General features: G+C 66.6%; 23 protein-coding genes and 1 pseudogene. 8 read left to right on the forward strand and 16 right to left on the reverse strand.

Annotated elements, in window-relative coordinates; translation table 11 throughout:
- Positions 1-480 (reverse strand): YhbY family RNA-binding protein, encoded by a 480-nt coding sequence (locus ACSFBM_RS06895; protein ID WP_435436043.1) that lies wholly within the window; start codon positions 478-480, stop codon positions 1-3.
- Positions 481-513: 33 nt separating this feature from the next.
- Here ACSFBM_RS06895 and ACSFBM_RS06900 point away from each other — a divergent pair, with 33 nt between their 5' ends.
- From ACSFBM_RS06900 to ACSFBM_RS06920, 5 genes are all read left to right on the forward strand, one after another.
- Positions 514-1182 carry an RlmE family RNA methyltransferase gene (locus tag ACSFBM_RS06900; RefSeq protein WP_435483686.1) on the forward strand — a complete coding sequence of 223 codons (669 nt, stop codon included), beginning with the start codon at positions 514-516 and terminating at the stop codon, positions 1180-1182.
- Between the two features lie 178 nt (positions 1183-1360).
- Positions 1361-3277 (forward strand): ATP-dependent zinc metalloprotease FtsH, encoded by a 1917-nt coding sequence (gene ftsH, locus ACSFBM_RS06905; RefSeq protein WP_435483687.1) that lies wholly within the window; start codon positions 1361-1363, stop codon positions 3275-3277.
- A gap of 115 nt (positions 3278-3392) precedes the next feature.
- Positions 3393-4217 (forward strand): dihydropteroate synthase, encoded by an 825-nt coding sequence (folP, locus tag ACSFBM_RS06910; RefSeq protein WP_435483737.1) that lies wholly within the window; start codon positions 3393-3395, stop codon positions 4215-4217.
- Entirely contained in the window at positions 4214-5551 is a 1338-nt protein-coding gene (glmM, locus tag ACSFBM_RS06915) for a phosphoglucosamine mutase (RefSeq protein WP_435483688.1), read from the forward strand. The genes folP and glmM overlap by 4 nt, the downstream gene beginning before the upstream one ends.
- Positions 5548-6033, forward strand: coding sequence for a GNAT family N-acetyltransferase (locus ACSFBM_RS06920; protein WP_435483689.1), 486 nt, complete (start codon positions 5548-5550; stop codon positions 6031-6033). The genes glmM and ACSFBM_RS06920 overlap by 4 nt, the downstream gene beginning before the upstream one ends.
- Before the next feature lie 80 nt (positions 6034-6113).
- Here ACSFBM_RS06920 and ACSFBM_RS06925 read toward each other — a convergent pair whose 3' ends face one another.
- The 9 genes from ACSFBM_RS06925 to lexA form a co-directional block, all read right to left on the reverse strand.
- Positions 6114-7385, reverse strand: a complete 1272-nt coding sequence (locus ACSFBM_RS06925) for an acyl-CoA dehydrogenase family protein (protein ID WP_435483690.1) — start codon at positions 7383-7385, stop codon at positions 6114-6116.
- A gap of 29 nt (positions 7386-7414) precedes the next feature.
- Complete coding sequence (locus tag ACSFBM_RS06930) at positions 7415-8521, reverse strand: phosphotransferase (RefSeq protein WP_435483691.1); 1107 nt, start codon at positions 8519-8521, stop codon at positions 7415-7417.
- Positions 8522-8540: 19 nt separating this feature from the next.
- Entirely contained in the window at positions 8541-9260 is a 720-nt protein-coding gene (locus ACSFBM_RS06935) for a Crp/Fnr family transcriptional regulator (protein WP_435435998.1), read from the reverse strand.
- A gap of 61 nt (positions 9261-9321) precedes the next feature.
- Positions 9322-10101 (reverse strand): oxepin-CoA hydrolase, alternative type, encoded by a 780-nt coding sequence (locus ACSFBM_RS06940; RefSeq protein ID WP_435483692.1) that lies wholly within the window; start codon positions 10099-10101, stop codon positions 9322-9324.
- 17 nt (positions 10102-10118) lie between these two features.
- Complete coding sequence (locus ACSFBM_RS06945) at positions 10119-11639, reverse strand: 3-hydroxyacyl-CoA dehydrogenase (RefSeq protein WP_435483693.1); 1521 nt, start codon at positions 11637-11639, stop codon at positions 10119-10121.
- A gap of 164 nt (positions 11640-11803) precedes the next feature.
- Positions 11804-12973, reverse strand: coding sequence for an MFS transporter (locus ACSFBM_RS06950; protein WP_435483694.1), 1170 nt, complete (start codon positions 12971-12973; stop codon positions 11804-11806).
- Positions 12970-13977, reverse strand: coding sequence for a D-2-hydroxyacid dehydrogenase family protein (locus ACSFBM_RS06955; RefSeq protein ID WP_435444051.1), 1008 nt, complete (start codon positions 13975-13977; stop codon positions 12970-12972). The genes ACSFBM_RS06950 and ACSFBM_RS06955 overlap by 4 nt, the downstream gene beginning before the upstream one ends.
- Before the next feature lie 101 nt (positions 13978-14078).
- The gene (locus ACSFBM_RS06960) at positions 14079-14456 is read right to left on the reverse strand and encodes a hypothetical protein (protein WP_435483695.1); all 378 of its coding nucleotides are present in this window, start codon (positions 14454-14456) and stop codon (positions 14079-14081) included.
- 137 nt (positions 14457-14593) lie between these two features.
- Positions 14594-15277, reverse strand: a complete 684-nt coding sequence (gene lexA / locus ACSFBM_RS06965; RefSeq protein ID WP_435436004.1) for a transcriptional repressor LexA — start codon at positions 15275-15277, stop codon at positions 14594-14596.
- 73 nt (positions 15278-15350) lie between these two features.
- Between lexA and ACSFBM_RS06970 the strand changes: the two genes are divergently transcribed.
- A complete protein-coding gene (locus ACSFBM_RS06970) occupies positions 15351-16313 on the forward strand; it encodes an asparaginase (protein ID WP_435483696.1) in 963 nt (320 codons plus the stop codon).
- A 52-nt stretch (positions 16314-16365) separates the two neighbouring features.
- Here the strand turns inward: ACSFBM_RS06970 and adk are convergent, their stop codons facing one another.
- From adk to ACSFBM_RS07000, 6 genes are all read right to left on the reverse strand, one after another.
- Positions 16366-17022: an adenylate kinase gene (adk, locus tag ACSFBM_RS06975; protein WP_435483697.1), complete on the reverse strand. Its 657-nt coding sequence runs from the start codon at positions 17020-17022 to the stop codon at positions 16366-16368.
- A 136-nt stretch (positions 17023-17158) separates the two neighbouring features.
- Positions 17159-17932 carry a 3-deoxy-manno-octulosonate cytidylyltransferase gene (kdsB, locus tag ACSFBM_RS06980; protein WP_435483698.1) on the reverse strand — a complete coding sequence of 258 codons (774 nt, stop codon included), beginning with the start codon at positions 17930-17932 and terminating at the stop codon, positions 17159-17161.
- A complete protein-coding gene (locus ACSFBM_RS06985; protein WP_007836935.1) occupies positions 17929-18111 on the reverse strand; it encodes a Trm112 family protein in 183 nt (60 codons plus the stop codon). The genes kdsB and ACSFBM_RS06985 overlap by 4 nt, the downstream gene beginning before the upstream one ends.
- Positions 18092-19114, reverse strand: a complete 1023-nt coding sequence (gene lpxK / locus ACSFBM_RS06990) for a tetraacyldisaccharide 4'-kinase (protein WP_435483699.1) — start codon at positions 19112-19114, stop codon at positions 18092-18094. Before lpxK ends, ACSFBM_RS06985 begins: the two co-directional genes overlap by 20 nt.
- Entirely contained in the window at positions 19115-19540 is a 426-nt protein-coding gene (locus ACSFBM_RS06995) for an ExbD/TolR family protein (RefSeq protein WP_435483738.1), read from the reverse strand.
- 100 nt (positions 19541-19640) lie between these two features.
- On the reverse strand, positions 19641-20273 hold the full coding sequence (locus tag ACSFBM_RS07000; RefSeq protein WP_435483700.1) for a MotA/TolQ/ExbB proton channel family protein: 633 nt from the start codon (positions 20271-20273) through the stop codon (positions 19641-19643).
- Between the two features lie 314 nt (positions 20274-20587).
- Here ACSFBM_RS07000 and xseA point away from each other — a divergent pair, with 314 nt between their 5' ends.
- Positions 20588-21901, forward strand: coding sequence for an exodeoxyribonuclease VII large subunit (xseA, locus tag ACSFBM_RS07005; RefSeq protein ID WP_435483739.1), 1314 nt, complete (start codon positions 20588-20590; stop codon positions 21899-21901).
- Between the two features lie 50 nt (positions 21902-21951).
- Positions 21952-22129 (forward strand): annotated as a pseudogene (locus tag ACSFBM_RS07010) (superoxide dismutase [Fe]); the annotation flags it as partial.

A 22129-nucleotide genomic window follows, 5' to 3' on the forward strand; every position in this document is an offset into this window, starting at 1 on the left:
TCAATCCGCCTGGTTGCGCTTCTTGGCCGACAGCGGCCGCTTCGCCTTGGCACGCTTGATGTTGCCGCCGGGGGTCAGGCGCTGGTTGCCCAGGACGCGCAGGGTCTTGATTTCGGGGCGCTGGCCGCCGCGCTTGCTGTACTTGACGATCTTCACGTCGCGCGGGCCGGGCATGCGGTCTTCATCGACCGTGCGTTCCTTTTCGGGAATCGGGCGCCAGAGCACCAGCAGCTTGCCGATGTGCTGGATCGGGGCGGCGTTCAGTTCGTCGGACAGTTCGCGCAGCATGGCGTCGCGGGCGAGACGGTCGTCGGAGAAAACGCGGACCTTGATCAGGCCATGGGCCTTGAGCGCCGCGTCGGCTTCTTTTTTTACGGCAGGGGTGAGCCCGTCTCCACCGACCATGACGATCGGATCCAGGTGGTGAGCTTCGGCGCGGTGCACCTTGCGCTCGGCAGGGGTAAGTTGAATGGCGGGCATCCCCGTATTATCGACGCGTACACGAAGACCCTCATGAGCACCAAAGCCAAAAGCAAAAAAGTCAATAAAGCGTGGCTTCACGACCATATCAACGACCCCTACGTGAAACTCGCCACGCGGGAGGGTTACCGGGCGCGCGCCGCCTACAAACTCAAGGAAATCGACGAGTCGTTCGGGCTTGTCAAACCAGGCCAGCTGGTGGTGGACCTGGGCTCCACGCCCGGTGCCTGGAGCCAATACCTGCGCCGGCGCATGTCCCCCGACGGCGCTGCGGCCGGCTCGCTGAACGGCACCATCGTCGCGCTCGACATGCTGGCCATGGATCCCATCGAAGGCGTGACCTTCCTGCAGGGGGATTTCCGCGAAGATGCGCTTCTGCAACAGTTGCTGGGGGTGCTGGCCGGGCGCAAGGCCGACCTGGTGGTGTCGGACATGGCGCCCAACCTGTCGGGCATCCATTCGGCGGATGCCGCTCGCGTGGCGCACCTGATCGAATTGGCCATCGATTTTTCGCAACACCACCTCAAACCCGAGGGGGCGCTGGTGGCCAAGGTGTTCCACGGCAGTGGCTACGACGAACTGGTAAAGCTCTTCAAGGCGAATTTCCGCACCGTGAAGCCCTTCAAGCCCAAGGCCTCGCGCGACAAATCGTCCGAGACTTTCCTTGTCGGCATGGGCCTGAAGGCCTTGGATACGCCTTGATACCTTGCCGAAGAACGTCTGCAAAGGGTGCGCCCAAGGCGCAAACCCCTGTCAGCCTATGGCTGCATTAGGGAAATGCCCGCTTTTCGCAGCTTGAAAAGCCTAAAATGGGGCGCAATTGCGTACCCATAGCGCGTTTTTTCATATCCTCGTCACGCGCTTTCGACTGGAGCTTCGTTTGAACAATCAGTGGTTTTCCAAAGTTGCCGTATGGCTCGTCATTGCCATGGTGTTGTTCACTGTGTTCAAGCAGTTCGACACCCGCGGTGGCGTCGGCTCGGGAGCAGTCAGCTACTCCGAGTTTCTGGACCAGGTCCGGAATAACCAGGTCAAGAGTGCCGTCATCCCCGAAGGTGCCGGCGGCGGCGAGATCATCGCCGTCACCAACGACGATCGCAAGATCCGCACGACTGCCACGGTCCTCGACCGCGGCCTTGTGGGCGACCTGATCGACCACAACGTCAAGTTCGACGTCAAGCCGCGCGAGGAGGGCTCCCTCCTCATGACGCTGCTGGTCAGCTGGGGCCCGATGCTGCTGCTGATCGGTGTCTGGATCTACTTCATGCGCCAGATGCAGGGCGGCGGCAAGGGCGGGGCGTTCAGCTTCGGCAAGAGCAAGGCCCGCATGATGGACGAGAACAACAACACGGTCACCTTCGCCGACGTCGCGGGCTGCGACGAGGCCAAGGAAGAGGTCCGTGAAGTCGTCGACTTCCTGAAAGACCCGCAGCGCTTCCAGAAGCTCGGCGGCCGTATTCCCCGTGGCCTGTTGCTGGTCGGCCCTCCGGGCACCGGCAAGACCCTTCTGGCCAAGTCGATCGCTGGCGAAGCCAAGGTCCCTTTCTTCTCGATTTCGGGTTCCGATTTCGTTGAAATGTTTGTCGGCGTGGGTGCGGCCCGTGTGCGCGACATGTTCGAGAACGCCAAGAAGAACGCACCCTGCATCATCTTCATCGACGAAATCGATGCCGTGGGTCGTCAGCGCGGCGCCGGTCTCGGCGGCGGCAACGACGAACGCGAACAGACCTTGAACCAGATGCTGGTCGAGATGGACGGTTTCGAAACCAACCTCGGCGTGATCGTGGTGGCTGCCACCAACCGCCCTGACATCCTTGACGCCGCATTGCTGCGCCCGGGTCGTTTCGACCGCCAGGTGTACGTCACGTTGCCGGACATCCGCGGCCGCGAACAAATTCTCGGTGTGCACATGCGCAAGGTCCCGCTGGGCCAGGACGTGAACCCGAGCGTGATCGCCCGCGGCACGCCCGGCATGTCCGGCGCCGATCTGGCCAACCTGTGCAACGAAGCCGCGCTGATGGCCGCCCGCCGCAATGCGCGCGTGGTCGAGATGCAGGACTTCGAGAAGGCCAAGGACAAGATCTTCATGGGCCCCGAGCGCAAGAGCATGGTCATGCCCGAGGAAGAGCGCCGCAACACGGCCTACCACGAGTCCGGCCACGCCCTCATCGGCAAGCTGCTGCCCAAGTGCGACCCGGTCCACAAGGTCACGATCATTCCGCGCGGCCGCGCCCTGGGCGTGACCATGAGCCTGCCGGCCCAGGACCGCTACAGCTATGACCGCGAGTACATGCTGAACCAGATCAGCATGCTGTTCGGTGGCCGTATCGCCGAGGAAGTGTTCATGCACCAGATGACCACCGGTGCCAGCAACGACTTCGAGCGCGCGACCTCCATCGCCCGCGACATGGTCACGCGCTATGGCATGACCGATGCGCTGGGCCCAATGGTCTACGCCGAGAACGAAGGCGAAGTATTCCTGGGCCGCTCGGTCACCAAGACGACCAACATGAGCGAGCAGACCATGGAAAAGGTCGACGGCGAGGTGCGCCGGATCATCGACGAGCAATACGCCCTGGCGCGTGGCCTGATCGAGGCGAACAGCGACAAGATGCACGCCATGGCGAAGGCGCTGCTCGAATGGGAAACCATCGACTCCGAGCAGCTCGACGACATCATGGCCGGTCGCGCACCGCGTCCGCCCAAGGACTGGACGCCGCGCACCCCTCCCTCGGGCAGCGGTGGCAGTGGCGGCACGCCGGCCGTGAATACCGACCCGGCGCCGACCGCCGCTTGAGGTGGGCTTGAAGTCAAGCAACAACGGGGCCTCTGGCCCCGTTTTTCATGGCGCCGTGCCCAGCAAGGTGTGGCAGACCTCGCGCTTCAGGATCGATCTCTCGCAGCCGCGCGTGATGGGCATCGTCAATGTCACGCCAGACTCTTTTTCCGATGGCGGTGCGCATGCGTCAGCCAGCATGGCACTGAAGCACTGCGAGCAATTGCTGAAAGAGGGCGCTGACATCCTCGACATCGGCGGCGAATCGACCCGCCCCGGCAGCCCTGCGGTGCCGCTCGAGGACGAGTTGGCACGCGTGCTGCCCGTGGTGCGCGAAGCGGTAAAGCTCGGCGTGCCGATCTCTGTCGACACCTACAAGCCCGAGGTGATGCGCGCGGTGCTCGGGCTGGGTGCGGACATCGTCAACGACATCTGGGCGCTGCGCCAACCCGGCGCGCGCAACGCGGTGGCGGCGCACCCCACGTGCGGCGTCTGCCTGATGCACATGCATCGCGACCCGCAGACCATGCAGGCCGTGCCGATGGCGGGCGACGTGATTCCCGACGTGCTGGCCTTCCTGGCGGCGCAGCTGCAGCTTCTGCAGGCGCTGGGCGTGGATTTGTCCCGGATCACGCTCGACCCCGGCGTTGGTTTCGGCAAGACCGTGGCGCAGAATTTCGCCCTGCTGGCGCGCCAGCACGAACTCCTCGCAGGCGGGCTCCCGCTGCTGCTGGGCTGGTCGCGCAAGTCGTCGATCGGGGCGGTCACGGGCATCGAGGCGGCCGGCGAACGCATCGTGCCCAGTGTGGCTGCGGCGTTGCTCGCAGTCGACCGCGGTGCTGCCGTGGTGCGCGTGCACGACGTGCGCGACACCGTGGCGGCGCTCGCGGTATGGCGCGCCATGCGCGAACAGGAACCCGGCCCCACACAACAAACACAAGAACAGAAGCAACAACCATGACCCGCAAATATTTCGGTACCGACGGCATCCGCGGCACCGTCGGCCAGGCCCCCATCACCCCTGACTTCGTGCTGCGCCTCGCACATGCCGTGGGCCGCGTGCTCAAGAAGACCCAGGCCCGCCCCACGGTGCTGATCGGCAAGGACACCCGCATTTCGGGCTACATGCTCGAGTCGGCGCTGGAATCAGGCTTCAATTCGGCGGGTGTCGACGTGGTGCTGCTCGGCCCGCTGCCCACGCCCGGCGTGGCGTACCTCACGCGCGCGCAGCGCGCCAGCCTCGGCGTGGTGATCAGCGCCAGCCACAACGCCTATCCGGACAACGGCATCAAGTTCTTCAGCGCCCAGGGCACCAAGCTCGACGACGCGTGGGAGCTGGCGGTGGAAGCCGCGCTGGAAGAGGCCCCGGTGTGGGTCGATTCGGTCAACCTCGGCAAGGCACGCCGGCTCAACGATGCGCCCGGGCGCTACATCGAGTTCTGCAAGAGCACCTTTGCCAACGACCTGACGTTGCGCAACATGAAGCTGGTGATCGACGCCGCGCATGGTGCGGCCTACCAGGTGGCGCCCAATGTGTTCCATGAACTGGGCGCGGAAGTGACCAGCATCGGTGTGTCGCCCGACGGCCTCAACATCAACAAGGACGTCGGTGCCACGCATCCCCAGGCGCTGGTCGCCGCAGTGACGGCGCAGAAGGCCGACTACGGCATCGCCCTCGACGGCGACGCCGACCGGTTGCAGCTGGTCGACGCCAGCGGGCGGCTGTTCAACGGCGACGAGCTGCTCTACCTGATGGTGGCCGAGCGCATCGAGCGCGGCGAGAAGCCGGTGGGCGTGGTCGGCACGCTCATGACCAACAAGGCAGTGGAAGTGGCGCTGCGCAAGCAGGGCATCGAGTTCGTGCGCGCGAAGGTCGGCGACCGCTACGTGCTCGAGGAACTCGACAAGCGCGGTTGGATCCTGGGCGGCGAGGGCTCCGGCCACCTGCTGGCACTCGACCGCCACACCACCGGTGACGGCATCGTGAGCGCGTTGCAGGTGCTGCAGGCCTGCGTGCGCAGCGGCAAGACCGTGGCGCAATTGCTGGAAGGCGTCACGCTGTTCCCGCAGACGCTCATCAACGTGCGCATCTCGCCCGACCAGAACTGGCAGGACAACCAGGCGCTGGCCAGCGAAACCGAGCGCATCGAGGCCGAGCTCGGCGATGCGGGTCGCGTGCTGATCCGTGCGAGCGGCACCGAGCCGCTGGTGCGCGTGATGGTCGAGGCGCGCGATGCGGCGCAGGCAGAGTCCTGCGCGAAACGCCTCGCGGCCACGCTGCAGCCCGGCCAATGACGCAGATCGACGTCCGCATGGTCGACTACCGCGACGCGGTGCAGGCCGCGGCCCTGGTCGACCTGCTCGACGCCTATGCCAGCGACCCGGCGGGCGGTGGCACGCCGCTCGACGCGGCGGCGCGCCAGGGCCTGCCCGCGGCGCTGGCTGCGCGTCCCCAGGCCTTCAGCGTGCTGGCGTACGACGGTGCGCAACCTGTGGGCCTGGTCAATTGCATGGAAGGCTTTTCGACTTTCGCCTGCAAGCCTCTGGTCAATGTGCACGACCTGGCGGTGCTGGCCAGCCATCGCGGCCAGCGCGTGGCGCAGAAGATGTTCGCGCTGGTGGAGCAGGAGGCGCGCCGGCGCGGCGCCTGCAAGCTCACGCTCGAAGTGCTGTCGGGCAATGCGCCGGCACTGCGCGCGTACGAGCGCGAAGGGTTCGAGGGCTATCAGCTCGACCCGGCCTTCGGCCACGCCATCTTCCTGCAGAAGAAGCTCTGAAAAGAAAAAGGGCCGAGGCGAATTCGTCGCCTCGGCCCTTGCCCCGGCCCTCTCTCCAAGGAGAGAGGGCGCAAGTCACATCAGAAGCGCGTCACCGGCATGTCGGCGTCGGCCTTGTTCGGCGCGTACTTGCCCAGTTCCCACTTGGCGATCGCATTGCGGTGCACTTCGTCCGGGCCGTCCGCGAAGCGCAGCGTGCGCGCATGCGCGTAGGCGTTGGCGAGCGGGAAGTCGTCGCACATGCCGCCGCCGCCGTGCACCTGCATGGCCCAGTCGATCACCTGGCAGGCCATGGTGGGCGCGACCACCTTGATCATGGCTATCTCGTTCTTGGCGACCTTGTTGCCGGCCACGTCCATCAGCCAGGCGGCCTTGAGCGTGAGCAGGCGCGCCATGTCGATCTTGCAGCGCGCTTCGGCGATGCGTTCCTGCGTCACGGTCTGCGAGGCGACGGTCTTGCCGAAGGCCACGCGCGACGAGGCGCGCTTGCACATCAGCTCGAGCGCACGCTCGGCCAGGCCGATCAGGCGCATGCAGTGGTGGATGCGTCCCGGGCCGAGGCGGCCTTGGGCGATCTCGAAGCCGCGGCCTTCGCCGAGCAGGATGTTGCCCACCGGCACGCGCACGTTCTCGAAGTACATCTCGACGTGGCCGTGCGGCGCATCGTCGTAGCCCATCACGTTGAGCGGGCGCACGATGCGGATGCCCTTGGCGTCCGCCGGCACGATGACCATGCTCTGCTGCGAATGGCGGGGTGCGTCGGGGTCGGTCTTGCCCATGGTGATGAACACCGCGCAGCGCGGATCGGCCGCGCCGGAAATCCACCACTTGTGTCCGTTGATCACGTACTCGTCGCCCTGGCGTTCGATGCGCGTCGCGATGTTGGTGGCGTCGCTGGAGGCCACGTCGGGCTCGGTCATGGCGAAGGCCGAGCGAATTTCGCCTTCGAGCAGCGGCTTGAGCCAGCGGGCCTTGATTTCTTCCGAACCGTAGCGCGCGATGGTTTCCATGTTGCCGGTGTCGGGCGCCGAGCAGTTGAAGGCCTCGCTCGCCCACGGGACCGCGCCCATGATCTCGGCCAGGGGTGCGTATTCCTGGTTGGTCAGGCCGGCGCCCGCGTAGCCGGAGGCAGAGGCGCTGTCGACTGGCAGGAACAGGTTCCACAGGCCTTGGGCCTTGGCCTTTTCCTTGACCTTCTCGACGGTCTTCAGCGCGCTCCAGCGCTTGCCGGCGACCGTGTTGGCGGCCAGTTCGGCGCTGTACTCGGCTTCGGCCGGGTAGATGTTCTCGTCCATGAACGCCTTGACGCGCTTCTGCAGATCCTTGGTCTTGGCCGAATATTCGAAATCCATCTTCGTCTCCTGGTGGGTGTAGGGGCGGGTTACGCCTTTTGGGCAAACTGCCAGGCCATTTCGGCCATGGGGCGCGCGCCGCGGGCCGAAGCCACGGCTTGTTCACTCGATGCCGTGCCGGCCTCGACCCGCTTGGCAATGCCTTGCAGGATCGCGGCCATGCGGAACAGGTTGTAGGCCTGGTAGAAGTTCCAGTCGGGCGCCAGCGCCTCGGGCGTGCTGATGCGGGTACGTTCGCAGTACCGGCGGATGTATTCGCTCTCGGTCGGGATGCCCAGCGAGACAAGGTCCACGCCGCCGATGCCGCGTCCCGTGGTGGGGGGCATGTGCCATGACATGCAGTGGTAGCTGAAGTCGGCCAGCGGATGGCCCAAGGTGGAAAGCTCCCAGTCGAGCACCGCGATGATGCGCGGCTCGGTGGGGTGGAACATGACGTTGTCCAGGCGGTAGTCGCCATGGACGATCGACACCTTGCTCTCGTCGCGTGCGCTTGCCGGCATGTGGGCGGGCAGCCAGTCGATCAGCCGCTCCATGGCCTCGATAGGCTGCGAGAGTTCGCCCGCGCCGTCCGCCGAAGCCTTGTACTGCTTGCTCCAGCGGCCGATCTGGCGTTCGAAGTAGTTGCCGGGCTTGCCGTAGTCGGCCAGGCCGCGGGCGGCGAAATCGACCGTGTGCAGCGCTGCGATCACGCGGTTCATCTCGTCGTAGTAGGCGGCCCGCTCGGCGTTGCTGAAGCCCGGCAGCGACTGGTCCCAGAGCACGCGGCCCTGCATGAATTCCATGACGTAGAAGGCGCGGCCGATGATGGCTTCGTCTTCGCACAGGCAGTGCATGCGCGGCACCGGCACGTCGGTGCCGGCAAGGCCGCGCATGACCTTGAACTCGCGTTCCACCGCATGGGCCGAGGGCAGCAGCTTGGCGACCGGGCCCGGCTTGGCGCGCATCACATAGCTCTGCGACGGCGTGAGGAGTTTGTAGGTCGGGTTCGACTGGCCGCCCTTGAACATCTCGACCGTGAGCGGACCCTTGAACCCCTCGAGGTTCTTCTCGAGCCAGGCCGCAAGCGCATCGACGTCGAAGGCATGCTGTTGCGAGACGGCACGGGTGCCGATGAAGTTGGAGAAGTCCTGGCTCATGTCGGTTGTGTCTTGCGTTCTAGTTTTCGGCTTCCGAGACGCGCATCAATGCCGCGCGGTCCAGGATCACGAGGCCGCTGGTCTCGATGCGGATGGTGCCCTCGCGCTCCATGGTCTTGAGCTCCTGGTTGACCCGCTGGCGCGAGGCGCCCAGCAGCTGCGCCAGCTCTTCCTGCGCCAGTTGCAGGCCGATGCGCATCTGGCTGCCGTCTTCCAGGTTCGGTACGCCGTAGCTGCGCACCAGGTGAACCAGCTGCTTGGCCAGCCGGGCGCGCAGGGGCAGGGTGTTCAAGTCTTCCACCAGCCCGAACAGCGTGCGGATGCGGCGCGCCTGCAGCCGCATCAGCGCTTCGTACAGCTCCACGTGCGCGGTCAGGATCTTCTGGAAGTCGGCCCGCGCCACGCACAGGATGGTGCTGTCCCCATGCGCATAGGCGTCGTGCGTGCGCCGGTCCCCGTCGAACATCGCCACGTCGCCGAACCAGATGCCCGGCTCCACGTAGGTCAGCGTCACCTGCTTGCCGGAGACAGCCGTCGAACTCACGCGCACTGCGCCCTTGGCGCAGGCAATCCAGTGTTCGGGCGGGTCGCCGCGGGCGGCGATCAGGTCGCCGTCCTTGTAGCGTTTGACGAAAGCACATCGGAGGATGTCGTGCCGTAGCGATGGAGATAGGGAAGAAAACCAGCGACCACTGTTGATCGCTTCACGTTCTTCGATAGTAAGAATGGGGTCGTCCATTGGTCTGTCCTCTCGGCGACTGAAAAGGCGGGGGGTGTCACGGGAGCGACGCAGCGCTGCGTCACTCGTACCGGGGCGGTTTCTTGTCGAGGAACGCGGCAATGCCGATGCCCGCGTTCGCATGGTGGAGGTTGCGCACGAAGTGGTCGCGCTCCTGCGAGAGCTGCGACGCCAGCGTGGCGCCGCGCGCATCGCTCAGCAGCTCCTTGATGCTGGCCAGCGAGTTCGGCGCGCGTGCATTGAGCCTGGTGGCCAGGGCCAGTGCGCCTGCGAGCGCCTGTCCGCTTTCGGTGAGTTCGTTGACGAGGCCATGCGCATGCAGGCGCGCCGCGTCGATGCGCTCGCCGTTCATGAGCCATTCGCTCGCCAGTTGTCGTGGCAACTGCCGCCCCAGATGCCAGCTCAGGCCGCCGTCGGGCGACAGCGCCACGTTGCTGTACGAGGCCGCGAACACCGCGTCGCGTGCCGCCACCACGAAGTCGCAGGCCAGCGCGAGCGAGAAGCCCGCGCCGGCGGCTGCGCCTTCGACCGCCGCGATGATCGGCTTGGGGAAGGTGCGGATCGAATCGATCCAGTTGTGCAGGCCCTCGATGCTTTCTGCCTGCACCGAGCGGTCGAGCTGGCGGTTGGTCAGCAGCCGCTGCAGCGAGCCGCCGGCGCAGAACCAGGCGCCTTCGCCCACGATGACCACGCTGCGGATCTCCGCGCTGCCCTCGGCGCCGTTGAGCGCCTCGATGCCCGCGGCGTAGATCTCGGGGCCCAGGGCGTTGCGCTGGGCGGGGTTGGCGATCGTCAGCACCATGGTGCTGCCTTCGCTCGTGCTCTTGAGTTCGGCGGTCATTGCGTGTCTCCGGCTTTTTATTCTTCTTCGTGCAGCAGGCTCAGGCCCAGCGCGCCGCGGCGGCGAAGCCACGGGCTCGGGCGATAGCGCGGGTCGCCGTACACGGTCTGCAGGTTGAACAGCACCTCCAGCATGTTGGTCGGGCCGTAGAGGTTGCCCATGGCGAGCGGGCCGCGCGGGTAGCCCAGGCCCAGCTGCACGGCGGTTTCGAGGTCGGCCGGCGTGCACACGCGCTGCTGGCACATGTCGGCCGCGATGTTGACGATGGCGCCGACCACGCGCTGCGTGACGAAGCCGCCGCTGTCGCGGATCACGCTCACGGCCTTGCCGTCTCGCGCGAACAGGGCGTGCGCGGTGTCGCGCATGTCGCGGCGCGTGGCCGGGTTGGTGGCGAGCACGCGGCGTTTGGTGGCGGCGTCGTCTATCAGCATGTCGATGCCGACGGTGCGCGTGGCATCCAGGCGCTCGACCGCGGCCACCGTGGTCACGTCGAAGCCCAGCGGCGCCACCAGGATCAGCGAATGCGCGGCAGGCGCGGCGCCGCTGTCGATCTGCGCGCCCAGCGTGTTCACCAGGCGCAGCAGCTCGGCGCGCCGTGCGGCGCGCGGCGACACCCACACCGAGGGCGTGCCTTCGGCCACCGGGGGGGCGGCCTCGGGCATCTGCTGCATCACGCCGTCGGAGTAGCGGTAGAAGCCTTCGCCGGTCTTGCGGCCGAGCACGCCCGCAGCCAGGCGCTGTGCGGTGATCACACTCGGGCGGAAGCGCGGTTCCTCGAAGTACTGGTGGTAGATCGACTCCATCACCGGGTGCGACACGTCGAGCGCGGTCAGGTCCAGCAGCTCGAACGGGCCGAGGCGAAAGCCGGCCTGGTCCTTCAGGATGCGGTCGATCGTCGCGAAGTCGGCCACACCTTCGCCCACGATGCGCAGCGCCTCGGTGCCGTAGCCGCGGCCGGCGTGGTTCACGATGAAGCCGGGCGTGTCCTGCGCCTGCACTGCGCTGTGGCCCATCTGCCTGGCATACCCGGCCAGTTGCGTGCACACCTCGGCCGCGGTCTTGAAGCCGGCCACCACCTCGACCACCTTCATCAGCGGCACGGGGTTGAAGAAGTGGAAGCCCGCGAAGCGCTCGGGGTGCTTCAGGCCGGCGGCAATGGCCGTCACGGAGAGCGAAGAAGTGTTGGTGACCAGCGTGGCGGTGTCGCCCACGATGCCCTCGAGCTCGCGGAAAAGCTTGCGCTTGACCTCGAGGTCTTCGATCACCGCCTCGACCACCAGGTCGCAGTCGGCCAGTGCCTGCACCGCATCGACGGCCTTCACACGGGCGATGTACGCATCGCGCGTGGCGGCGTCGATCTTGTTTTTCTCGTGCAGCTTGTTCCACTGGGCGACCAGGGCTTCGCGCCCGCGCTCGGCGGCGCCGGCGAAGCTGTCGAGCAGCAGCACGTCGCTGCCTGCCTGGGCGGCAATCTGCGCGATGCCGCGACCCATGGCCCCGGCGCCGACGACGCCGATTCGGGTGTAGTTCACTGTCATTTGCTGGAAATCTTCAATGGTTGGATGGGTTCCGGGCCTGCCGCGCAGGCGATGGGGCAGTTGCCGCGGGCGTGCTGTCGAAGGCTCCGATTTTGCAGCGCCGCGCGTACGGGGCGTGACGGGTTTTACGCGGGGGCCTTTTTCTGCGGGCAGGCCTCAAACGGTCAGGCCGGCCGCCCGCTGCGGTCGATGGCCACGCTCAGCGCCATGGCCAGCACCAGCACCGCGAGGCCGAGCCAGCTCATCCAGGCCCCTGCGTCGTTGGCCAGCAGCCAGCCGCCGAGCGCGGCGCCCACCGCCTGGCCCGTGTAGATGCCCGAGCTGTTCAGCGCCACCGAGCCCGGCGCGAGGGCAGGTGCAAGGCCCACCAGGCGCGCTTGCTGGGCCGAATTGGTCGCAAAGCAGCCCAACCCCCAGGGCACCAGCACCACGGCCAGCCAGGCGAGCGTGGAAGCCAGCGGCCACAGCAGCAGGCTCACGGCGATCAATGCGCTGGTGATGAGCACCATGCGCCCGGCGCCTACACGGTCGATGTACCGGCTGACCACCATGTTGCCGATCAGGCCGAAGATGCCGAACAGTGCCCATATCACACTGAGCGCGGTCGCGTCGGCGCCGTAGCTCTGCTTGAGGATCGGGCCGAAATAGCTGGACAGCACGAACTGGCCCGCGCCCTGCAGCGCCGTGACCGAGACGATGCCCATCAGCACCGGGCTGCGCAGCACACGCGACCAGGCCGCCGCCGTCAGCACGGCGGGACGAATGCCGTTCGGCAAGGTCAGCCAGATCGATGCGGCGCTCGCGACACTGAGGGCGGCGATGGCCATGAATGCCATGCGCCAGCCCAGATGGCCGCCGATCAACGCGCCGATGGGCAGGCCCAGCACCGAGGCCATGGACCAGCCCAGAAAGACGAAGGTGACGGCGCGCCCGCGCTGCTCCGCCGGCACCAGCATGCCGACGCACGCCGCGGCCTGCGGGGTGAAGATGGCCGGCGCAATGACCGTGAGCATGCGTACCGGCAGGAGGGCGCCGAAGCTCGGCATCCAGGCCGCGAGCAGGTGCCCGGCGGCGTACCAGAGCATGGTGAGGGCCAGCAGCTGGCGCCGGTCCCAGCCCGCGACCGCGGCGGCCAGCAGCGGCGCACCGATGCACATCACCACCGCGGCGGCCGTGATCAGCTGCCCGGCGGTGGCGACGCCGACCGACAGCGACACGCTGATTTCATTGAGCGTGCCCGGCACCACCATCACGCCGGTGCCGATCACGAAGTTGCCGGCGAGCAGCGCCCAGAGCGCACGTCGCGACGTGCGCTGCGGCGCGACCGGGCTCACCGGCGGACCTGCAGCGCGCCCGGGTTCACGATGTTGGTGGGATTGCCGTTGATGTAGCTCACGACGTTGTCGAACGCCTGGCCGAAGTAGCTCTCGTAGCTTTCCTGCTCCACGTAGCCGATGTGCGGAGTGCAGATGCAGTTCTCCAGCCGAAGCAGCGCGTGGCCCTGCAGCGGCGGCTCGCTCTCGAACACGTCGATGGCAGCCAGTCCCGGGCGGCCGCGGTTGAGTGCGGCGAGCAGGGCGTCGGCTTCGACCAGTTCGGCGCGCGAGGTGTTGACGAACAGCGCCGTCGGCTTCATGCGGGAGAGGTCTTCCAGCGTGATGAGGCCGTTGGTCTCTTCGTTGAGCCGCAGATGCACCGACAGAACGTCGGCGGCGGCGAAGAATTCATGGCGATTCTGCGCGACCTGGAAGCCGTCGGATCGGGCCTTGGCGCAGCTGGCTTCACGCCCCCAGATCACGACCTGCATGCCGAACGCCTGACCGTAGCGCGCCACGAGTTGGCCGATGCGGCCATAGCCCCAGATGCACAGCGTCTTGCCCTTGAGCACGGAGCCGAGTCCGAAATTGGGTGGCATCGACGCCGACTTGAGCCCGGATTGCTGCCACGCGCCGTGCTTGAGGTTGCTGATGTACTGCGGCAGCCGGCGCATGGCGGCCATGATGAGTGCCCAGGTGAGTTCGGCAGGCGCTTGCGGAGAGCCGGAACCCTCGGCCACTGCCACGCCGCGCTCGGTACATGCCGCGACGTCGATGTGGCCGGCGACGCGCCCGGTCTGCGAAATGAGCTTGAGCTTGGGCAGCTTTTCGATGAGCTGGCGAGAAATCTGGGAGCGCTCGCGAATCAGCACGATCACATCGGCGTCCTTGAGGCGAACCGACAGTTGCCCGATGCCTTTCACCGTGTTGGTGTAGACCTTGGCCGCGTACGCGTCCAGCTTGGCGGCGCAGCGCAATTTGCGCACCGCGTCCTGGTAGTCGTCGAGGATCACAATGTTCATGGCGTGCCATTGTGCCTCGCAGCATTGGCATGTCGCACCAGTGAACGTTTGGATACCCGGCCCGCGGCGGCTTCCGGGCCCCTCCGCAGAGGCGTTTTGCGTCAGTGCAGCCGCGTCGAGCGGTGGACCGTGGCCAGGGTTTCTGCGGCTTCGAGCGCGGCCAGCCGGTCGAGCTCGTCGCACACGTCGGCCATGCGCCCGGAGATCACGACGCGGTTGTTGCGCTGCTGGCCTTTGCCCTCGACCACGCGAACCACGCGCAGGGGGCGTGCAGGGGCCGTGGCAACCTCGGGCGCCGTGGCGTTGCTGCCGACGCGGGTGGTGCAAGCGGGGCGCACGGCCACGTAGCGCAATCCGGCGGACGTGTCGTTGGCGTCGAGCCGATCCCTGGCGTGGGGTCGGCGCGCCGGAATCAGGCGGTTGGCCAGCGATTGCAGCGGCATCCAGAAATCAGCGATGGCGAGAAGGGCGATTCCCATGTGAACTCCAAAAAAGTATGAGGTTGAACACAGGCAGGATTTCTTGAATCGGCCGCGACAGGGTGATGGCGACTTCGCGCCATACGCCCGCCACCTGTTGCGGCCGGATGAGGTGCTGTTGCCAGCAGGCCATGGGCCTACATGAGCATGGTGTTGCGGATGAGCCCGACCGCGAGGCCTTCGATTTCGAAGGGCTCGCCCGGCTGCACGATGATGGTCGGGTAGTCGGGGTTTTCGGCGTGCAGCTCGATGACCTGCTTGTTGCGCTTGAGGCGCTTGACGGTCACTTCTTCGCCCAGCCGCGCAACCACGATTTGCCCGTTGCGTGCTTCCTTGGTGGCCTGCACGGCGAGCAGGTCGCCGTCCATGATGCCGGCGTCGCGCATCGACATGCCGCGCACCTTCAGCAGGTAGTCGGGCTGGCGCTGGAACAGCGTGTTCTCGACGTAGTAGGTCTGGTCGACATGCTCTTGCGCCAGGATGGGCGAGCCGGCTGCGACACGACCGATGAGCGGCAGCGCCAGCTGGGCCATGCCAGGCAGCGAGAGCGAGAACTGGCCGCCTTCGCGGTGGCGCGTTTCGTTGAGCGAGCGCAGGGCGTCGCCCTTGAGGCGAATGCCGCGCGAGGTGCCGCTGACGAGTTCGATCACGCCCTTGCGGGCCAGCGCCTGAAGGTGTTCTTCGGCGGCATTGGCCGACTTGAACCCCAGTTCGTTGGCGATTTCGGCGCGCGTGGGTGGCGCACCGGTGCGTGCGATGGCGCTCTGGATCAAGTCCAGGATCTGCTGCTGGCGGGCTGTAAGCTTCACGGCGAACTGCATGTGTGGTTCCTTGCGGCACTGGGTAGATATCCAGTAGCTGTATTTTTAACCAGTTTTTAAAAGTTGACAAGTCATGGTCAATTCCCCTTTGCCTGACGTGCGCCGCGTGGTGGTGCTGGGTACCGGCGGCACCATCGCTGGCAAGGCTGCCAGCAGCGGTGACAACATCGGCTACACCGCAGGGCAGGTGGGCGTGGCCGACCTGCTGGGCGGCATCGAGCCGCCCGCTGGAGTGACGCTGGTCGCAGAGCAGGTGGCGCAACTCGACAGCAAGGACATGTCCTTCGAGGTCTGGCAGAAGCTGGCGCAGCGCTGCGCGCATTGGCTCGCGCAGCCTGACGTAGCGGGCATTGTGATCACGCACGGCACGGACACGCTCGAGGAAACGGCCTTTTTCCTGCACAGCGTGTTGGCGGCGACCAAGCCGGTCGTGCTGACCTGCGCGATGCGACCCGCGACCGCGCTGGCGCCCGATGGACCCCAGAACGTCCGGGACGCCATCGGCGTTGCCGTCACTGCAGGCGCGCGGGGCGTGACGGCGGTGTGCGCTGGAACCATCCACAGCGGTCTGGACATCCAGAAGACCCACACCTACCGGCTGGAAGCCTTTGCGTCAGGCGATGCCGGGCCGGTGGGCTATGTGGAGGAAGGGGAAGTGCGCCTGGTCCGGGCATGGCCCGAAGCGGCTGTGTCTCGCAGGGCGAAGATCTTCGACGCCAGCGGCTTGCGGTGGCCTCGCGTCGAGATCGTCATGAGCTACGCGGGTGCCAGTGGCGCGCTGATCGACGCGCTCGTCCAGTCCAACGGTGCTGAGCCGCCGCGAGGACTGGTGCTCGCGGCAACCGGCAACGGCACGCTGCACCATTCGCTCGAAGAAGCCGCGCTGAAGGCTCAGGCCGAAGGTGTGGCGGTGATTCGTGCCACGCGATGCATGAACGGGCGCATCCTGCCGAAGGCAGGCGACCAACTGCGCGACGCAGGCGCGTTGACGCCGGTGAAGGCGCGCATCGCGCTGATGCTGGAACTGCTCGGCTAAGAGAAAAAGCCGCCCAGTGCCAATGGCCGAGGGCGGCTGCGAAATCAGCTGATCAGCTGCTCAGTGCGGCAAGCGCACGCTGGGTGATTTCGTCGACTGTGCCCACGCCTGCGATGGCGCGATACTTCGGCGCGGCGGCGGGGTCGGCCTTGGCCCAGGCCGAGTAGTAGTCCACCAGCGGGCGCGTCTGCTGGCTGTACACGTCCAGCCGCTTGCCCACGGTTTCTTCCTTGTCGTCTTCGCGTTGGATCAGGTCTTCTCCCGTCACGTCGTCCTTGCCTTCCACCTTGGGTGGGTTGAACTTGACGTGGTAGGTGCGCCCCGATGCCGGGTGCGAGCGACGGCCGCTCATGCGTTCGATGATGTCGCTGAAGGGCACGTCGATCTCAAGCACGTAATCAAGCTTGACGCCGGCTGCCTTCATGGCGTCGGCCTGCGGAATGGTGCGCGGAAAGCCGTCGAACAGGAATCCGCTGGCGCAGTCGGCCTGCGCGATGCGTTCCTTCACCAGATTGATGATCAGGTCGTCGCTGACCAGTGCGCCCGCATCCATGATGGCCTTGGCCTGCTGCCCCAGCGGCGTACCGGCCTTGACGGCGGCGCGCAGCATGTCGCCGGTCGAGATTTGGGGAATGCTGTATTTCTGGCAAATGAAAGCCGCCTGCGTGCCTTTGCCCGCCCCGGGCGCGCCCAGCAAAATTAGTCTCATGGTGTCCTCGGACGGTTCTTAGATTTTGTGTCGCACCAAGCGTCGGCCCGAGGGCTTGGCAAGGCGGAATTGCTTCGAGGATAGCATGCGTGCCCCTCGAGAAATCCCCGCGTTTCCCACCGGGGCGGCGGTTTTCTCAGGCGGTGGGGCCTGCGGCAAACACGGCGCGGACCCGCGCCAGGTCTTCCGGCGTGTCGATGCCCGGACCGGGCGCGACATCGCTCACATGCACCGCAATGCGGTGACCGTGCCACAGCGCGCGCAGTTGTTCCAGCGCCTCGGTCGCCTCGACGGGAGCGGGCGCAAGCAACGGAAACTTGCGCACGAAGCCCGCGCGGTAGCCGTAGATGCCGATGTGCCGCAATGGCGCCGGCGTGGGCAGCACGCTCGGCGCTGCGCCGCTGGTGGAGCCGTCGCGCCACCATGGAACGGGAGCGCGGCTGAAGTACATGGCGTTGCCTTGCGCGTCGAGCACGGCCTTCACCACGTTCGGGTTCATGAAATCGGAGATCGAATCGATCGCGTGGGCCGCGGTGCTCATGTCGGCTTCGGCGTGGCTGGCCAGCGTGGACGCCACGGCATCGATCAGCGCAGGGTCGATCAGCGGTTCGTCGCCCTGGACGTTCACCACGATGTCGTCGCCGTCCAGTCCCAGTTGCTCGCAGGCTTCGGCCAGCCGGTCGGTGCCGCTGGGGTGGTCCTGGCGGGTCAGGATGGCTTCGACGCCATGCGCCTTGCATGCCGAAACGATGGAGGGGTCGTCGCCGGCGACCACCACGCGCGAGGCGCCGGATTCGCTGGCGCGCCGGGCCACGCGCACCACCATGGGCACGCCGGCGATGTCGGCCAGGGGTTTGTTGGGAAGCCGCGTGGACGCCAGGCGCGCCGGCACCAGGACGGTGAAGCTCACAGCCCGAGCTCTTCGTCAGACAGCGTGCGGGCTTCGTTCTCCAGCAGCACCGGAATGCCGTCGCGCACCGGGTAGGCGAGGCGTGCGCTGCGCGAGCAGAGCTCCTGCTTCTCGGGGTTCCAGGTCAGCGGACCTTTGGTGACGGGGCAGACGAGCAGTTCAAGCAGCTTGGTATCCATCGAGCGATGATAGCTTTGCGTCGAGTGCGGTGAAGAATTCTGCGGAGGGCGTGAACTCCAGCGGCACCGCCAGGGCATCGGGGGCCTTGCGCCAGAGCTTGACGGCGTCCTTTTCGGTGCAGACCAGCGTTCGTTCGGCTGCGGCCGGCCGTTGCCAATTTTCGAAGTCGTAGTGATCCGGCATGGGCACGGTCTTGGCGAGCGTGAGGCCGCGCGCGCGCAGCATGTCGAAAAAGGACTCTGGCCGTGCAATGGCCGCCGTGGCAATCAATGGCAAGCCGGCGAGCGTGCCCAATGGCACGCGCTTGCCGTCATGGGTCAGGGCGTCCTGCGCGAGGCGGCGCGTGGCGGTGTAGCCCCCGGCGAAGGCAGGGTGTGCGCCGCTGTGCAACACGAGGTCGCAGGCGCGCGGCCAGGCTTCGCGCAAGGGGCCGGCGGGCAAGCGCCAGCCGTTTCCGATGCCCCGGTCGTCGAACACGCAGATTTCGATGTCGCGAGCCAGCGCCAGATGCTGCAGGCCGTCGTCGCTGACGATGACCTGCGTGGCGGGGTGCCGGGCGAGCAGTGCGCGTGCTGCCTCGACACGCCTGCGTGCCACGAACACAGGCGCCTGGGTCGCGTGATGAATCAGTGCGGGTTCGTCGCCGACGTTCAGCGGGTCGCTGTCATCGAACACCTCCCGGCAGTCGTCCGTGTGCCGGCCATAGCCGCGCGACACCACGCCCACCTGCAGCCCGCGCGCGCGCAGGTGCCGCACCACGGCCATCACCACCGGCGTCTTGCCGGCGCCGCCGGCGATCACGTTGCCGACCACGATCACCGGGACCGGCACGCGCTCGGTCGGCAGCCAACCGAAGCGATACATCCAGCCTCGAACGGCGAAGAGCGCTGCATACAGCTGCGACAGCGGCCACAGCAGGCATGCCAAGGGCCCGCGCCGCAGCCACGCACTTTGCAGCCGCGAGGCCGGCGCTGCGCCGCTGCTGCCTTCGGAAGGATGCACTCAGCGCCCGGCTTGCGCCGTCGACTGGGCGGCGAAGGTGATCTGCATCAGGCCGGCGCGACGCGCGGCCTCCATGACGGTGACCACGGCTTGGTGCGGGCTTGTGGCGTCGGCGCTGATGATCACCACACTGTCCTTGCCGCCGGTGGCCGCGGCCGCGAGCGCTGCGGCCACCGTCTCCACGCTGCGGTCGGGCAAGGCGGTCTTGTTGATCGAGTAACGGCCGTCGGCCGACACCGCCACGATCACTTCCTTGGGGTAGTCGCGCTGCGCGTCGACGTCCGCCGTCGGCAGCCGCAGTTGCATCTCGGTGAACTTGCTGTAGGTGGTCGACAGCATCAGAAAGATCAGAATCACCAGCAGCACGTCGATGAACGGGATCAGGTTGATCTCCGGCTCGTCGCGCGCGCCGTGGCGGAACTGCATGCGGCCACGGGTCATGACAAGCCTCCGGTGTGTTGCCCCAAGGAGACGGCTGCCCCCGCGGGGGGGCGCGCAGCACACGCAGTGGCAAGCGTCGGGGTCGTCATTTGCGCAGGGCGTTCAGATGGCGCGCGAAGCGCTCGCCGGAAAGCTCGAGGTTCAGCAGGTAACCGTCGACGCGGCTGCGGAAATAGCGCCAGAAGATCAACGTCGGAATGGCCACCATCAGGCCGAAGGCCGTGTTGTACAGCGCAATCGAGATGCCGTGCGCCAGTTGCGCCGGGTTGCCCGCGCCGACGGCGCCACTGCCCGGCGATTGCGAGCCGAAGATCTCGATCATGCCGATCACCGTGCCCAGCAGGCCCAGCAGCGGCGCTGCCGAGGCGATGGTGGCCAGGGCAGGGAGGTAGCGTTCCAGCTTGTGCGCCACGGTGCGGCCTGCGGCTTCCATGGCGGCGCGCAGGTCGTCTTCGGAGCAGCGCGGGTTGGCGTTGAGCGCGCGCAGTCCGGCGGCCAGAACCTGGCCGAGCATCGAGTTGCGTTCCAGCTTGGTCACCACCTCAGGTCCCGGAATGGCGGTGTGCGACACGGTGATGGTTTCGTCCAGCAGCTTGGGCGGAAACACCTTCACGGTCTTCAGACTCGTGAAACGTTCTATAACCAGCGCGAGCGCAATGACTGAACAGGCGAGCAATGGCCAGATGGGCCAACCCGCGGCAACTATGATGGAAAACAAGAAAGATCCTCCGGTCCGTAGACTGCAAATGCGCGGCGATTATCCACTGAGCCCACCATCGGCACGCGCCTTGTTTGGGTGTCGGCAGAGACGCACAGATTCTGTGGATAACTTTGTGACTAACCTGCTGCGTAACGCGTCCAAACCCGCATGGGGCGGCCTTTTCGCTGAAACGACTGAATTTTGAGCAGCACTTTTTTCAATGAAATCAATGGCTTGCACGAGAACCCGTGCGCCTGTTCCGCTGTGTGGGCCGCATGCAACGGCTCCGCAGCGTGTTGTGGAAGAGTGGCTTCAGGCCCTGCGTGCCGCGCGTGAGCTTGCGTGACGTGAATTCCGCGCCCGGACCGCGCATGTGGGCCGTCGGCGCCTTGTGCCGCGCCGTCGGTGATGCGCTCGACGCACGCTTCAATCCCGTCTCGGTTCGGGGCGAGATTTCCGGCTTTTCTCGCGCCTCCAGCGGACACTGTTATTTCTCGCTCAAGGACGAGTCCGGGCAGTTGCGCTGCGCGATGTTCCGCCGCGCGGCCGGCCTGCTCGACTTTTCGCCGCGTGACGGCGATCAGGTCGAGGTGCGGGGGCGCCTCGCGATCTATGAGCCGCGCGGCGACTTGCAACTGGTGGTCGAGAGCCTGCGGCGTGCCGGGCAGGGCGCCTTGTTCGAGCAGTTCATGCAGCGCAAGGCACGGCTCGAGGCCGAAGGGCTGTTCGATCCGGCGCGCAAGCGAGCATTGCCGACGATGCCGCGTGCGGTCGGGGTCGTCACCTCGCTGGGCGCCGCGGCCCTGCACGACGTGGTAACGGCGCTGCGGCGGCGGGTTCCGCACATTCCGGTCGTGGTTGCGCCGGCGGCAGTGCAGGGCGCCAATGCACCGGCGGAGCTGGTGCGTGCGTTGCAGTCGCTCTATGACCTGGAGCCCGCCGTCGACGTCATCCTGCTGGTGCGCGGCGGCGGCTCGATCGAGGACCTGTGGGCTTTCAACGACGAGACCCTGGCGCGCACCATCGTGCAAAGCCCGGTGCCTGTCATCAGCGGCGTCGGGCACGAGACCGACTTCACCATCGCCGATTTCTGTGCCGACCTGCGTGCGCCCACGCCCACGGCCGCGGCGGAACTTGTCAGCGCACCGCGTGACTTGTGGCTCGGCGCGCTCGATCTGCTCGACGAGCGGCTGGGCGATGCGCTGGGCGGCCGCCTCGATGCGCTGGGGCAGCGCCTCGACCAGGCGGCGACGCGTCTTGGCCGCCCCTCGAGCCTTGTGGCTCGCCAGCAGCTTCGCCTGGCACACCATGCGCAGCGTCTTCAGTACGCCCTGCTGTCGAGGCGCGAACGCTTGGCGCAAGTGCCGCGTTCGATCGCTGCCGACTTTCCGTTGAAGTTCGACCGCGCACTGACGCAGCGTCGCGAGCGCCTCGAGCGCGTGGCTTTGCGCCTGCGCCTGCTCGATCCTGCATTGGTCCTGCAGCGTGGCTACGCCTGGCTCACAGATACGGACGGTCGCGCGATCGTCAGCGCAGGGCAGTTGGCGCCGGGCGACGCTGTCACCGCTCGGCTTGCCGACGGCGAGGTCGGTCTGACCGTCAAGCCGGGCGGCGTAACGGGAAAGCGTCCGACGCGGCCTCGATGATTAATTCCTAGAATCCCTGTTTCCCCACAACCAAACCACGAGAAAAAACCATGGAACATGTGCTCCCACCCCTGCCATATGCGCTCGACGCCCTGGCACCCGAATATTCGAAGGAAACCCTCGAGTACCACTACGGCAAGCACCACAACGCTTACGTGGTGAACCTCAACAACCTGCAAAAGGGCACCGAGTTCGAAGCCCTGACGCTGGAAGAGATCGTGAAGAAGG

Origin of the sequence: Variovorax pasteuri (assembly GCF_051216435.1) — a bacterium.
Classification (GTDB): domain Bacteria; phylum Pseudomonadota; class Gammaproteobacteria; order Burkholderiales; family Burkholderiaceae_C; genus Variovorax.

Coding starts and splice junctions, on each gene's coding strand:
- ACSFBM_RS06995 (WP_435483738.1), bottom strand. CDS start 19,540: ATGCAGTTCCGCCACGGCGCGCGCGACGAGCCGGAGATCAACCTGATC.
- ACSFBM_RS06940 (WP_435483692.1), bottom strand. CDS start 10,101: ATGACCGCCGAACTCAAGAGCACGAGCGAAGGCAGCACCATGGTGCTG.
- ACSFBM_RS06900 (WP_435483686.1), top strand. CDS start 514: ATGAGCACCAAAGCCAAAAGCAAAAAAGTCAATAAAGCGTGGCTTCAC.
- adk (WP_435483697.1), bottom strand. CDS start 17,022: ATGAGACTAATTTTGCTGGGCGCGCCCGGGGCGGGCAAAGGCACGCAG.
- ACSFBM_RS06960 (WP_435483695.1), bottom strand. CDS start 14,456: ATGGGAATCGCCCTTCTCGCCATCGCTGATTTCTGGATGCCGCTGCAA.
- ACSFBM_RS06985 (WP_007836935.1), bottom strand. CDS start 18,111: ATGGATACCAAGCTGCTTGAACTGCTCGTCTGCCCCGTCACCAAAGGT.
- ACSFBM_RS06930 (WP_435483691.1), bottom strand. CDS start 8,521: ATGAGCCAGGACTTCTCCAACTTCATCGGCACCCGTGCCGTCTCGCAA.
- glmM (WP_435483688.1), top strand. CDS start 4,214: ATGACCCGCAAATATTTCGGTACCGACGGCATCCGCGGCACCGTCGGC.
- ACSFBM_RS06935 (WP_435435998.1), bottom strand. CDS start 9,260: ATGGACGACCCCATTCTTACTATCGAAGAACGTGAAGCGATCAACAGT.
- ACSFBM_RS06970 (WP_435483696.1), top strand. CDS start 15,351: ATGGTCAATTCCCCTTTGCCTGACGTGCGCCGCGTGGTGGTGCTGGGT.
- ACSFBM_RS06895 (WP_435436043.1), bottom strand. CDS start 480: ATGCCCGCCATTCAACTTACCCCTGCCGAGCGCAAGGTGCACCGCGCC.
- ACSFBM_RS06945 (WP_435483693.1), bottom strand. CDS start 11,639: ATGACAGTGAACTACACCCGAATCGGCGTCGTCGGCGCCGGGGCCATG.
- ACSFBM_RS06925 (WP_435483690.1), bottom strand. CDS start 7,385: ATGGATTTCGAATATTCGGCCAAGACCAAGGATCTGCAGAAGCGCGTC.
- folP (WP_435483737.1), top strand. CDS start 3,393: ATGGGCATCGTCAATGTCACGCCAGACTCTTTTTCCGATGGCGGTGCG.
- ACSFBM_RS06955 (WP_435444051.1), bottom strand. CDS start 13,977: ATGAACATTGTGATCCTCGACGACTACCAGGACGCGGTGCGCAAATTG.
- lexA (WP_435436004.1), bottom strand. CDS start 15,277: ATGCAGTTCGCCGTGAAGCTTACAGCCCGCCAGCAGCAGATCCTGGAC.
- ACSFBM_RS06920 (WP_435483689.1), top strand. CDS start 5,548: ATGACGCAGATCGACGTCCGCATGGTCGACTACCGCGACGCGGTGCAG.